Origin of the sequence: Corallococcus sp. AB045 (assembly GCF_003668895.1) — a bacterium.
GTDB classification, from domain to species: domain Bacteria; phylum Myxococcota; class Myxococcia; order Myxococcales; family Myxococcaceae; genus Corallococcus; species Corallococcus coralloides.
Genome location: NZ_RAWN01000100.1, coordinates 20,533 through 33,379, shown reverse-complemented (window position 1 = coordinate 33,379; position 12,847 = coordinate 20,533). Strand labels below are relative to the sequence as shown.

12 protein-coding genes and 1 pseudogene are annotated in these 12,847 nt (G+C 68.4%); 7 read left to right on the top strand and 6 right to left on the bottom strand.

The features are described from left to right. Positions 1–55 precede the first annotated feature (55 nt). From tatB to D7Y21_RS23005, 3 genes and pseudogenes are all read right to left on the bottom strand, one after another. Positions 56–277 (bottom strand): annotated as a pseudogene (tatB, locus tag D7Y21_RS23015) (Sec-independent protein translocase protein TatB); the annotation flags it as partial. Positions 278–442: 165 nt separating this feature from the next. After that, a complete protein-coding gene (locus D7Y21_RS23010; RefSeq protein ID WP_121715720.1) occupies positions 443–1,744 on the bottom strand; it encodes an MFS transporter in 1,302 nt (433 codons plus the stop codon). A gap of 30 nt (positions 1,745–1,774) precedes the next feature. Then, complete coding sequence (locus tag D7Y21_RS23005) at positions 1,775–3,838, bottom strand: HAMP domain-containing methyl-accepting chemotaxis protein (RefSeq protein WP_121715718.1); 2,064 nt, start codon at positions 3,836–3,838, stop codon at positions 1,775–1,777. Positions 3,839–3,929: 91 nt separating this feature from the next. Between D7Y21_RS23005 and D7Y21_RS23000 the strand changes: the two genes are divergently transcribed. Beyond that, a complete protein-coding gene (locus tag D7Y21_RS23000) occupies positions 3,930–4,976 on the top strand; it encodes a histone deacetylase (protein ID WP_120567610.1) in 1,047 nt (348 codons plus the stop codon). A 36-nt stretch (positions 4,977–5,012) separates the two neighbouring features. Here D7Y21_RS23000 and D7Y21_RS22995 read toward each other — a convergent pair whose 3' ends face one another. The 3 genes from D7Y21_RS22995 to D7Y21_RS22985 form a co-directional block, all read right to left on the bottom strand. Beyond that, entirely contained in the window at positions 5,013–5,639 is a 627-nt protein-coding gene (locus D7Y21_RS22995; protein WP_121715716.1) for a hypothetical protein, read from the bottom strand. A gap of 41 nt (positions 5,640–5,680) precedes the next feature. Further along, entirely contained in the window at positions 5,681–6,484 is an 804-nt protein-coding gene (locus D7Y21_RS22990; RefSeq protein ID WP_121715713.1) for a hypothetical protein, read from the bottom strand. Between the two features lie 77 nt (positions 6,485–6,561). Further along, positions 6,562–7,215 carry a glutathione S-transferase family protein gene (locus tag D7Y21_RS22985; protein ID WP_121715711.1) on the bottom strand — a complete coding sequence of 218 codons (654 nt, stop codon included), beginning with the start codon at positions 7,213–7,215 and terminating at the stop codon, positions 6,562–6,564. Positions 7,216–7,261: 46 nt separating this feature from the next. Here D7Y21_RS22985 and D7Y21_RS43680 point away from each other — a divergent pair, with 46 nt between their 5' ends. From D7Y21_RS43680 to D7Y21_RS22955, 6 genes are all read left to right on the top strand, one after another. Then, a complete protein-coding gene (locus tag D7Y21_RS43680) occupies positions 7,262–7,699 on the top strand; it encodes a SulP family inorganic anion transporter (protein WP_121715709.1) in 438 nt (145 codons plus the stop codon). Further along, positions 7,597–8,259, top strand: a complete 663-nt coding sequence (locus D7Y21_RS22975; RefSeq protein WP_158627335.1) for a sodium-independent anion transporter — start codon at positions 7,597–7,599, stop codon at positions 8,257–8,259. Before D7Y21_RS43680 ends, D7Y21_RS22975 begins: the two co-directional genes overlap by 103 nt. A gap of 50 nt (positions 8,260–8,309) precedes the next feature. After that, positions 8,310–9,215 carry a DUF6310 domain-containing protein gene (locus tag D7Y21_RS22970; RefSeq protein ID WP_121715705.1) on the top strand — a complete coding sequence of 302 codons (906 nt, stop codon included), beginning with the start codon at positions 8,310–8,312 and terminating at the stop codon, positions 9,213–9,215. Further along, a complete protein-coding gene (locus D7Y21_RS22965; protein ID WP_121715703.1) occupies positions 9,212–9,967 on the top strand; it encodes a DUF5953 family protein in 756 nt (251 codons plus the stop codon). The genes D7Y21_RS22970 and D7Y21_RS22965 overlap by 4 nt, the downstream gene beginning before the upstream one ends. A 96-nt stretch (positions 9,968–10,063) precedes the next feature. Next, entirely contained in the window at positions 10,064–11,722 is a 1,659-nt protein-coding gene (locus D7Y21_RS22960; RefSeq protein ID WP_120567618.1) for an arylsulfatase, read from the top strand. Positions 11,723–11,844: 122 nt separating this feature from the next. After that, positions 11,845–12,846 (top strand): formylglycine-generating enzyme family protein, encoded by a 1,002-nt coding sequence (locus D7Y21_RS22955; RefSeq protein ID WP_121715701.1) that lies wholly within the window; start codon positions 11,845–11,847, stop codon positions 12,844–12,846. Position 12,847: the final 1 nt, after the last annotated feature.

Sequence of the window (12,847 nt, the reverse complement as noted above, 5' to 3'; positions counted from 1 at the left end):
AGCGCGAGTTCTACGCCATGGACGAGGACTTCAACCGCATGCCCCCGACGCGCCCGGGCACGCGCGTGCCCGGGCGCGTCGGGGGCATGCGGTTGAAGTCCTCGTCCATGGCGTAGAACTCGCGCTCCACCACGTTGCGCACGTCGTCCGTCTGCCGGCGGAACTCGCGCATGAACTTGCCGATGGCCCGCGCCAGCTCAGGCAGCCGCTGGGGGCCGAGCACGATCAGCGCGGCCACCAGGATGAACACCATTTCGCCTGCGCCGATGTTGAACATGGGTGGTCGTCATCCCCTTGGAGGGGACGTCCAGGGGTTATCGCGCCCACAGGCGGCCCGCGCAACCGTCAGCAACCGTCCAGCGTCCGTCTGGCCTCGTGTCCGGGAGGCGGGCGGCCGGGCTCCCCGCCCCACTCCCATGCTCCCCTGGGGCACATTGCCCCATCAGCCGTGGGAGTGGGCCTCGGGTGACAGCGGCGCGGCCATCCCCTGGGCCGGGGGTACCGCCAGGGCCCGGGCCTGTTCGCGCGAGCGCACCCGCCCCTCCACCACCCGCAACATGACGGGCACACCCGCCGCCAGCCCGATGGACACCCAGGCGATGGTGTCCATGCCGCCGAGCGTCCCGTCCGGCAGGTCCACCAGCAGGCGCGACGACAGGAAGGCCCCCACCGCGGAGGCCATGTGCTGGGTCGCGGACTGCAGCGACATGAAGCGGGCGCGCACCGGGTTGTCCGGCACGCGCGAGGTGAGCGTGTTGTACGCCACGTTGCGCACGCCCATGGCCAGCATGAAGACCATGAACAGCAGGGGGATGGGCAGCCACGCGGGGTAGTGGATGAAGCCCACGTACGTGGTGAGGGCCGCCAGCACCACGCCCACCGTGCCGATGCGGAAGGAGCCGAGGCGGTCCACCAGCGGCCCCGTCAGCCGCAGCGTGAAGAAGCTCACGATGCCGCCCGCGGCGTAGAGGATCCACAGACTCTCGCGCGGGTAGCCCAGGTTCTGCTGGAGGTAGGCGGAGATGTTGGGGATGACGATGAAGCCGCTCATCATCACCAGCGCCGTCATCAGGTAGGACAGCTGGACGTCGGTGTTGCCCAGGAGCTGCGCCACGCCCGGGGCCCGGGTCGCGCTGCCGCCGGGCTTGAGGTGCCCACGCACGGGCGGCAGGAGCCCGAGCGCGGCCACCACCAACACCAGCCCCAGCGCCGCCACCACGAAGAAGGGCGTCCGCCAGCTCCCCAGCTCCGCGACCTTCAAGGCCAGGGGCACGCCCAGCACGGAGGCCACGGAGAAGGACGCCATCACCGCGCCCAGCGCCCGGCCCCGGCGCTCCACCGGGATGAGGTCCGCGATGATGGACAGGGACAGCGCCGTCGCCGGTCCGCCGAAGAGCCCCGCGAACACCCGCGCCAGCAGCAGCGTGGACAGCCCCACCGCGAGTCCCCCCGCCGCGGTGGCCGCCACGAGCCCCAGCATGCACACGGCCAGCGCCTTGCGCCGGTCGAAGCGGTCCAGGAAGTAGCCGCCCAGCAGTCCCGCCACGCTCGCGGCGGCGGTGTAGCTGCCGCCAATGGTCCCGATGTGCGAGGACTCGATGCCCAGCCCCTTCGCGAAGTCCGGGCCCAGCGGCATCACCATCACGAAGTCGAGGATGTTGACGAACTGCACCGCGCCGATGAGCAGCACCACGGCGCGCTCGGACACGGGACGGGGGGAGGCGGACTCGGACGACTCGGGCATGGAGGCCTTCAACGGGGAACGGCTGGTGCGTCAGACGCGGAAGCGGCGCACCTCGGCGCGGAGGATTTCGGCCTGGCGCGTGAGGTTGTCGATGGCCTCCTCCAGCTGGCGCACCGAGCGCGTCTGGTGCTCGGACACGCCCTTGATGGTCTCCACGGCCTTGAGGACCTGTTCGCTGCCCTTGGTCTGCTCCTTCTGGGCGCGGTTCAGGTGGGTGACCATCTCGTTGATGCTTTCGATGGAGCGGGTGATCTGCTTGCTGCCGTGCGCCTGCTCCTGGCTGGAGCGCTGCACGTGCTGGGTGAGCGTCTTCATCCGCTCCGCGCTCTTCATGATCTGCTCGCCGCCCCGGGCCTGCTCGTTGGAGGCCTGGGAGATCATCGACACGGTGGCGGAGATGCGGTGGATGGCGGCCGTGACCTGCTTGCTGCCGCGCGCCTGCTCCACCGTGGCGCGGGCAATGGCCTTCACCATCTGCGTGGACTTCTGGGTGCTGTCGTTGATCTTCCTGAGGGCGCCTTCCGCCTCGCGGCCCAGCAGCACGCCCTCCTCCACGCTCTTGACGCCCTGGTTCATCACCACCACGGCGTTGCGGCTCTCCTCCTGCACGCCGCGGATGAGCTCGGCGATCTCCTTGGTGGACGCGCCGGTGCGCTCAGCCAGGTCCTTGATCTCCTCCGCCACCACCGCGAAGCCCTTGCCGTGCTCGCCCGCCTGCGCGGCGATGATGGCGGCGTTGAGGGCCAGCAGGTTCGTCTGCTCCGCCACGTCGTCGATGACGTTGAGGATGTTGCCAATCTCGCTGATGCGTCGGCCCAGGCTGTCGATGACGCCCGCGGCGGTGCGGCTGGTGTCCTTGATGCGGTCGATGCCGGAGAGCGTCTTGCGCAGGGCCTCCACGCCCGTCTGCGCGTCCTCGAAGACCTGTTCGGACAGGCGGGCCGTCTCGTTGGCGTTGGCGTCGACCTGACCGATGGCGGCGTCCATCTCACTGATGGCGGAGGAGGTGTCCTCCGTGGACGCGGAGAGGTCCTCGATGTTCTTGGCCACCTCCTTGATGGAGTACGTCATCTGCTCGATGGCGCTGGTGGTCTCCTCCACGCTGGCGGCCATGGCCTGGACGTTCTCCGCCACCTCGTCGTTGGTGGCGGCCATCTCCATGATGGAGGAACTGCTCTCCTCCGCGCTCTGGTAGAGGACCTCCACGTTCTCCGCGATGCCGCGCAGGGAGGCCATCATCTCCACCATGGAGGAGGACGTCTCCTCCACGCGCGACTGCACGGTGCCCGCGCCGGAGGACACGGTGGTGCCGGTGCGGTGGATCTGCTCGATGACGCCGGCCACCACGTCGGACACGCCGCGCACGCGGCCCAGCGTGTCGCGCCAGGACTGGGCCATGCGGTTGAGGGCTTCCGCCAGCTGGCCCAGCTCGTCCTTGTTGTTGCGCACCTCCGCGCGGCCGGTGAGGTCGGCCTCCGCCAGCTTGCGCGCCATGGTCATCATCGCGTCCAGCGGGTGGAGGATGAACGCGCGCGAGATGAGGAACGCCACCAGGAGGAAGAGCACCAGGCCCACGAGGAAGGCCAGCAGCACCGTGTGGCGCAGGGCCGTGAGCACTCCCTCCAGCCGGGCCCCGTCCACCACCACGACGACCTCGCCGGGCACTCCGCCCGCGAGTGTCACCGGGTCGGACACCGCCCAGGCGTCGTTGGCGAACTCCATCTGCTCCAGAGGAGGAAGGGGACGCTGCTGGAGGCGGTCCTCCAGGCCCTTCGTGAACCAGGTGGGCGGCGACGCGGGGAAGGTGGCGCGGGGCACGCCCTGGGCATCCAGCACCGCCACGACGCTGAAGTCGTCATCCAGGCGGTAGAGCCCTTCCAGGTTGGGCACTGGCTGGGTGCCCGACTGCCTGTCGACCAGGGCAATGACCTCCTTGGCCTTGTTATGGGCGTGCAGCGCCAGGCGCTCCCTCAGGTGGTTGCCCACCTGGCGGGGAACGACGAAGTAGAGCGTCCCCAGGATGACGGCCAGCGCGAGGCCGAACGAACCCAGGAGGATGCCCCGGAGACCGGGTTTCTTGAGGCGACGTGGCAAGGCCCGCGCACTGTAGGGAGGGTGGCCCATCCAGGGCAAGGAACGGACTTCCCCGCCTGCCAGGGACGGACGCTGGGTTCCCGGGAGCAGGATGCGTAAGGTCCAGGAGATGACCGCGACGCTGCTGCTCACCGACCCGCTCTTCCTCCAGCACGACGCCGGCGAGGGCCACCCCGAGTCGCCCGCCCGCTTGCGGCGCATCCTCCAGATGCTGGCGCGAAACCCCGTCGCGGGCACGGTGATGAGCCATCCCCGCTCCGCCACGGACGCGGAGATCCTGGCGGTGCACACCCCGGCACACCTGGACGCGATGGAGAAGCTGGGAGGCCGCTTCGAGCGCATCGACGAGGACACGGCGGTGTCGCCGGACAGCATCGACGCGGCGAGGCTGGCGGCGGGCGCGGCGGTGCAGGCCGTGGAGGCGGTGATGGCGGGGACGGCGAAGAACGCGTTCGCGCTGGTGCGTCCGCCCGGCCACCACGCGGAGCCGGACCGGGCGATGGGCTTCTGCCTCTACAACAACGTCGCCATCGCGGCGGAGGCCGGGCGGCGGCTGGGAGCCGAGCGAGTGCTGGTGCTGGATTGGGACGTGCACCACGGCAACGGCACGCAGGCGGCGTTCTGGGGGCGCAGGGACGTGCTCTATCAGTCGGTGCACCAGTTCCCCTACTACCCGGGCAGCGGCGCGGCGCCGGAGGTGGGGCGCGGAGAGGGCCAGGGCTTCACGGTCAACTGCGGCCTGCCGGGCGGCAACACGGACGCGGACTACGGGATGATCTTCGAAGAGCTGCTGCTCCCCGTGGCCCAGGCGTACCGGCCGGACCTGATGCTGGTGTCCGCGGGGTTCGACCCGCACCGCGCGGATCCGATTGGCGGCATGGACGTCACCGAGCGCGGCTTCGCGGCGATGTGCACCGCCGTGCGCAAGCTGGCGGAGGAGGTCTCTGGCGGGAAGCTGGCGCTGGTGCTGGAGGGTGGCTACTCGCTGGAGGGGCTGTCGAACTCCGTGCACGCGTGCATCGAGGTGCTGGCGGGGCGCGATGACAGCTTCGCGTCCGGCACCGTGAACGCGGACGCGCGGGCGGCGCTGGCGACGAGCCGCGAAGCGCTCAAGCCCTTCTGGGCCAGCGTGCGCTGAAGACCGCTGGCGCAGGGAATGCGCGACGCGGCGTCTTCACCCGCCGCCGGACTGACGGCCTTCAATCGCGCACAGGAGCACCGCGGCGGCGATGCCCAGACGCCGATCCAGCCGGCGCTGCGTGTCCACGGAGAAGTCCAGGTCGATCTTCTGGATGAACGGGTTGAAGTGCTGCCGGAAGCTGAACACCTGCTCGCTGCCCAGGGTCCCGGTGAAGGTCTGCGGGATGAGGTTGGTGAGGAAGCGCCGCACGAGCGCCAGCAGCATGCTGTCCTCCTCCACCTTGCCCACCTCCTGCCCGTCCGCGTCCAGGATGAGCCAGGTGTCGCGCAGGATGGAGCTCAGGGCCTTGCGGCGCAGCGCGCCCACGCGCTCTCCCGTCGCCGCGTCGGTGACGTCGTAGGTGGCGCCGAAGTCCAGGATGCTGCGGGCCTGGATGGTGATCAGCTCCTCCTGCATGTCTTCCCCGCTGTAGACGCGCAGGTCCTCCTTCAGCTTGAAGGCCTTCATCTTCGAGTAGAAGGCGACGTTGCCCGCCTCGTCGTAGATGTGGAATGCGCCGCCGAAGATCTTGAAGAACTTCCGGCGGAGCATGTAGCGGGTCTGGCCGAAGCGCCCGGAGGCAAGCTCACTCCGGGGACGGGTCTGGAGGGCGGAGGACATGACTCCCTCCCTAGCGCGAAGCGGCGCGCGAGGCCAGGGACCTACGGAATGCCCTGCTGCTGCTTGCTCTTCGCCACGAGCTCATTGGCCTTGGCGTGGATGTTGTCGAACTGCGTGCGGTAGACGTCCGAGTGGCTCTTGCCCGTCTTCGCGTCCGGGACGTTCTGGCGCGCCCAGTAGCTGTCGAAGCTGGGGTCCGCGCCCTCCAGCCGCTTGCCGAACCGGTCCATCTCCTTGGGCCAGCCCTGGTTCTGGATGCCGTCCTTCATCACCTCATGGTGGCGCTTGATGCCGTCGTACTCGATGCGCTCCATGCTCTTGGCGAAGTTCTCCCGCCGGGCGGGCATGTCGCCGCCCACGTGCTGCTTGCCCAGCGCCGCGTTGACCTCGTTCTGGAAGGCGTCGCCCGTGACCTTGCTGAACTTCTTCTGCTGGGCGGCGTTCGTCATCTCGAAGGCCATGACGCCAGCGCGCTTGGGGCCCGTGAGGTCCGGCCGCAGGCCAATCTGCTTCGGGCCCGCGTAGAACATGCCGCCCTGGACCTGGTCCTTGGTGACGACATTGAGGGTCTTGCCATCGGACGCCTGCGAGGCGTCATTCGCCAGCGCCGCGTACTTCGGATTCTTCAGCATCTCCTCATGCGCCATCTTGTCGTAGGCGGCGTGCATGGAGGGGTCCGTGGGCGGCTTCTGCACCTGCTGCTGCGGCAGCGTCTCCTGGGTCCGCTGCTTCTTCGCCTGGGGCCCCTCCGCCACCGGCTTGCGGATGGGCGAGGTGAGGTCGTCGTGCTTGCGCTTCGGCGGCAGCGAGGGGCCAGAGCCTGCTTTGAAGATGCCACGGGGCATGGGGGACGCTCCTGGGAGGGGAAACGCAGGATAGCGCGAAATCCCCCTCCCGGACACACCGCGTCATGCCCCGCGCGTCAGGCCTCGCGCCGCTCGTGCTGCTTGAAGACTTCCATCTGCGCGGCCAGCGCGCGCTGGAACGCGGGCCGCGCCTCGCAGCGTTCCTTGTAGGCCTTGAGCGTGGGATGCGCGTCGAGCACGTCGGTGTGCCGCAGGATGCGCAGCACCGTGGTCATCATCAGGTCGCCCGCGGTGAAGCGACCCTCCAGGTACTCGCGGTCTCCCAGCCACGTGGCCAGCTCACCCAGGCGGTGGTGGATCTGCTTCTCCACGTCGGGCCGGTGGAGCTTCGCCCACTGGGCATCCGGCGAGAACAGGTCGATCTCCGCGAGCTGCTGGACGTAGATCTCCAGCGAGTTCAACGCCGCGAACACCCACGTGAGAGCGCGCGCCCGGCCCGCCTCATCCTTGGGGAAGAGCACTTCGCTCTTCAATGCGATGTGGACCACGATGGCGCCCGACTCGAAGAGCGTCAGGCCGTCCTCCTGGAACACCGGCACCTGCCCGAAGGGCTGCTGCGCGCGGTAGTCCGCGGACTTCTGAACCTGGGGGTCGATGAGCCGCGCCTCGTAGGGCAGGCCCGCCTCCTCCAGCGCCCACCGCACCCGGAGGTCACGAACCACGCCCTGCGCGAACGGCGGCACCCACTTGAATGCACTGACGGTGATCATGCGCGGCAGCCTCGCGCCAGTCCGGCAGGCATGACCACCATCATGCATGACGCATGTCGCCGGAGTGACTGGACGGATGCGCCACTGCCGTCCCTCTCCACGAGACGATGCTCCTGTCGGGTCGGGTGGCCATTTCGTACGCATGGGCACCCCATGGCTCACCTGCGCCAGCTCCGTCGTCGCTTCGCCGCGGGGCTATGACGGGACGCGCCTGAAGAAGGACCTGGGTGGGCGCGCTCACGGTGACGTGCCGCACATCCCGGAGGGCATGGCCTACGCGCGGCTCGCGGGGATGCCTCCGCAGGCGGCTCTGTACTCCACCCCTGCGGCGCTGGCGTTGGATGCGCTGTTCGGCAGCTCATCATCACGGTGTCCGCCAGCGTGTCGGTGCTCTCCGCCGCCACGGTGGGCGCGATGGCGCAGCAGGGCACGCCGCGCTTCGTGGCGCTCACGTGCGCGGTGGCGGTGCTGGCGGGCGTGCTGAAGCTGGGGCGAGTGCCTGGGACGCTGGACCTGGCGGCCACGCAGCGTGAGTCCTCCGCCATCACCCTGCCCGGCCTGGACGTCTTCCGGCCGGAGGAAGGGCTGTTCTTCGCCAACGCCACGTCGCTGCGGGACGAAGTGCTGAAGCGAGTGCCCGACGCGAAGGTGCCGGTGCGCGAGGTGTTGCTAGACATGGAGCTGACGGATGACCTGGACGTGCCGGGCGCCGACATACTGGCGGGCTGCACGAGGACCTGTCGAACCGGGGCATCACGTTGTCACTGGCCCGGGTGCATGCGCCGACGCTGCGGCTGCTGGAGCGCACGGGCGTGCTGGCGATGGTGGGACGGGAGAATGTCCATCCGCACGTGCGTGGAGGCGTGGATGGCCTGTACCTGGTGCGCTCGCGCGTGGACGAAGCGGGCGCTGCTGCACGGCGAGGAGCGGCACAGAGAGTACCTGCTCATCCGGCTGGATGAAGCGGACACGCGTATGCGTGAGCTGCTGCGGAGCCTGCCGCATCCACCGGCCGATGACGACTCGCGGGGGCCCGTGCACTGAAGGGCTCGGCTGGTACTTTTCGACGGTCCCCTCCTCGAAAGAACGTGGCCATGCAGGGTCGAGCCGCCATCGCGCTTCTGCTTCTTCTGTCGGCTTGCGCGTCGTCAACGCCGGCTCCGCGCGGTTCCGCGGCCGGGAGCACGCGTATCACCAACCTTCAGCGGGCCGCGAAGCTGCCCTGGACGGATGAGGGACGGTGCGTCGTCCAGGAAGCATCCCGCCCCTGGGCCGAGGTGGTGGAGCGGTGCTTCACAGCGCTGGACACCGACCGGGTCCGGTTTCGCGACACGACGGGACAGTGCACCGTGGCCTCCGCGGACGCGGCGGCGCTGGGAATTGGGGTTTGCGTCCTGGCCGCGCCGGAAATCGTCGTGGGCGCGGTGATTGTCGTCGGCATCGTGGTGGTCGCCGTCGCCATCAAGGAAGAGCTGGACGCGTATGAGTTCCGCCAGCTCTATCCGGAGGAGGTGAAGCCCACGATGGGAACGATGGTCGCGCCTCGGGAGACCGTGGCGAAACGAAAGCCGCAGCCAGAGCCCTCGGGCCAGGACCTGCTCCCGCCACTTCCGCCCAGGCACCGCAGGCGCCCCTCCCGCTGCGAGCCCATCCCCGTGCCGCACAGAGGCGGAGACGACGAGCACAACAAGTGCGCGGATCGCATCCCGCCGAACCGGTTTCCCGGCATGGATGCGCTCGTGGATGGGAAGCACTTCGATGCGTTACAGGTCGGCGTGCCCGTGCTGTGGGAGATCAAGACCGACCAGTTCGACACCTACAGTGACTACCTTCAGAACCAAGTTGCTGACGATCAAGCGGAGGAAATGCGAAACGAGCGCACCATCGCGAACGCCTGCGGATACAACTTCGTTGTCGGAGTAAGCACCCCGGAGCATAAAGAAGCGCTGCTTCTCCGGGAGTCCTCACTTCAGATTGTCGTGACTGGATGTAAACGATGACGGCACGCTCGCGGCTCCACTTCACGGTCTACGCTCCTGCATTTGCGCAAGATGACGACCGCTCGCTCGCGGTTGCCCGCGGAATGGAACAGGCACTCGCCGGCTTGAGCATGGCGTGGAGAATCTCCAAGGAAGGCCACCCCATCGCACTGCCACAGCGTGACGCATGGCTCGCGGAGGCGGCGAAGCGTCGGAAGTTCCCGCTGCTCTGCAACGGAGACGAGAGCTACCCGATAACGGTCAGTGGGCTGGAAACCCCAGCGAGCCATGCCCCTGGCGCTCGGCCGTTGCTCGACGTCCACGCGAGTCTTCCACTGGATGCGCGCATCATCGAGAACGCCACGAACATGCTGGCGGGCATCGCAGAGAGTGCGAGGGGGTTCTGGGGGCATGCGTCTCAGGGGAGCTTCGGTGTGGAGATCTCCGAGCAACTGCGTCGCTCCGCGAATGCGCCGAAGCTGTCCCCCCGGGGACTCCCCATGCTGGAAATGCCATGGCACCTTCGCTCTCCAGCCATTCCGCATTACCTCGGGTGGCTGAACTACTGGTCCGAAGCCGCCGCGCAGGCCATCGGTTTCCCGGACGCTGCTCGCGACGCGGAGCTGCTGTCTCACTCACGGCGCACGCCTGCTGGCGGATGGGTGGTCCAGCTCACGGAGGCCCCTCTCGATTACGACAACCCCGAGCACATCGAAGCACTCCGGCGGGCCTACGAGCGGTTCCCCGCCATTGGTGGACGCGACTCACGCTGAGCCCTGGAGCTGCCTCCTGGGTGCCCGCCTGCCTCTGCCTCCTGGAACGATGCCCGGGCCGACTTCTGTGAACACCTCGTGCCCAGGAGGTCTCGCATGGCAAGCAAGGCAAAGCCCTCGGGCAACGGACATGGGAAGCAGACGAAGCAGAAGCCCAACATCCTGGTCATCTGGGGAGATGACATCGGCTTCTGGAACATCAGCGCCTACAACCAGGGGATGATGGGCTACCGCACGCCCAACATCGACCGCATCGCGAAGCAAGGCGCGATGATGACGGACTGCTACGGCCAGCAGAGCTGCACCGCGGGCCGCGCGGCGTTCATCACTGGCATGAACCCGCTTCGCACGGGGCTCACCACCATTGGCATGCCCGGCGCGAAGTACGGCCTGCAGGACTCCGACCCCACCATCGCGGAGATGCTCAAGCCGCTGGGCTACACCTGCGGCCAGTTCGGCAAGAACCACCTGGGCGACTCCAATCCCTACCTGCCCACCAACCACGGCTTTGACGAGTTCTTCGGCAACCTCTACCACCTCAACGCGGAGAACGAGCCGGAGTGCCCGGACTACCCCAAGGACCCGTCCTTCAAGGCCCACTTCGGGCCTCGCGGCGTGCTGCACAGCTGGGCCACGAACCGCAAGGACGTCACCGAGGAGCCGCGCTGGGGCATCGTGGGCAGCCAGCGCATCGAGGACACCGGTCCGCTCACCACGAAGCGCATGGAGACGGTGGACGGTGAGTTCCTGAAGGGGTCGCTGGACTTCATGGATCGCGCCGTGAAGGACGGCAAGCCGTTCTTCCTCTGGCACAACACCACGCGCACGCACGTCTGGACGTTCCTCCAGGAGAAGTACCGGAACGCCACGGGCTACGGCCTCTACGCGGACGCGATGCGGGAGCTGGATGACATCGTCGGGGTGCTCCTGGCCAAGCTGGATGAGCTGGGCATCGCGGACAACACCCTGGTGGTCTTCTCCACCGACAACGGCGTGGAGAAGATGGGCTGGCCGGACGGTGGCAACAGCCCGTTCCGCGGGGAGAAGGGCTCCACGTGGGAGGGCGGCGTGCGGGTGCCGTGCCTGGTGCGCTGGCCGGGCGTGGTGGAGCCGGGGCGCGTCATCAACGACATCTTCGCGCACGAGGACTGGATGCCCACGATGGTGGCGGCGGCGGGCGGCCCCACGGACCTGGTGGAGAAGTGCAAGCACGGCCACAAGGTGGGGCCCAAGACCTTCCGGGTCCACCTGGACGGGTATGACCAGAACGGGCTCCTGGCCGGTACGGAGGAGGGCCGCCGGAACGAGTTCATCTACGTGCTCGACAGCGGCGACCTGGCGGCGGTCCGGTACAAGGACTGGAAGATCATCTTCAGCTACCAGGACGGCGAAGGCCCGGACATGTGGTTCAGCGGCAAGCGCTTCAACCCATCGTGGCCCTACCTCATCAACCTGCGCTCGGACCCGTTCGAGTACGGGCCCCACTCCGGCCTGTACACATCCTGGTACGGCGAGCGCATGTTCACGTTCGTCCCCGCGCAGATGCTGGTGAAGCAGTTCGCGGAGAGCCTCATCGAGTTCCTGCCCAGCCAGGCCCCGGGCAGCCTGAGCATCGGGCCGATGAAGGCGCGCGTGAAACAGCAGATGGAGGAGGCGCGCAAGAAGAAGGAGGAGCCCAGCATCAGCGACCAGGTCATGTCCCTGGCCGATGACGTGGAGCACTTCATCCACCGCTTCCAGCAGTCGCACCACTAGCCGTCCGGGGCGTCGGGCCGTGGAGCGCCCAATCCTCCACTGCCCGACACCCGTCCTGTTCCCGGGTGCGAGTGTCATTCCGCCCACCGGGCCGGATGTTCTCCGTTGGAGGACTTCAAGCCATGCACCGGAATGACAGCCTCGACGCCACTGCCAACGCGGAGCCCACGGACACCGCCGCGCGCCCCGGCCGTGCTCCCTTCCCGGACATGGTTTGGATTCCCGGTGGCACGTACTGGATGGGCTCCGACCATCACTATCCGGAAGAGGCCCCTGCCCATCAGGTGACCGTCTCCGGCTTCTGGATGGACCGCTTCACCGTGACGAACGAACAGTTCGCCCGCTTTGTCGAAGCCACCGGCTACGTCACCGTCGCCCAGCGCCCGCTCAATCCCGCGGACTACCCCGGCGCGACACCGGAGACGCTCGTCCCCGGCTCGCTCGTCTTTCGAAAGGCCCAGGGCCCCGTGGACCTGGGCAACGTGGCCAACTGGTGGAGCTATGTCCCCGAGGCCTGCTGGAAACACCCCGAAGGCCGCCGCTCCTCCGTGAAACACCGCCGCGACCACCCCGTCGTCCACATCGCCTATGAAGACGCGGAGGCCTTTGCCACCTGGGCCGGCATGACGCTCCCCACCGAGGCGGAGTGGGAGCGCGCTGCTCGCGGTGGACTGGACCGCAACGAGTTCTGCTGGGGCAATGAGCTCACCCCGAACGGCGAACACCTGGCCAACACCTGGCAGGGCTACTTCCCGTGGCAGAACCTCCGCGAAGACGGCCACGACGGCACCTGCTCCGTCGGCGCCTTCCCGCCCAATGGCTACGGCCTGCATGAGATGGCCGGCAACGTCTGGGAATGGACCGCCGACTGGTACCAGGAGCGCCACCAGGGCAACAAAGGCAAGGCGTGCTGCATCCCCGTCAACCCGCGCGGCCCCTCCACCGCGAAGGGCAGCCAGGACCCCTTCACGCCCGCCATCACCATCCCGCGCCGCGTCCTCAAGGGAGGCAGCCACCTGTGCGCGCCCAACTACTGCCGCCGCTACCGCCCCGCCGCGCGCTCGCCCCAGGCCGTGGACAGCGGCGCCAGCCACATCGGGTTCCGCTGCATCGTGCGCCCGTAGC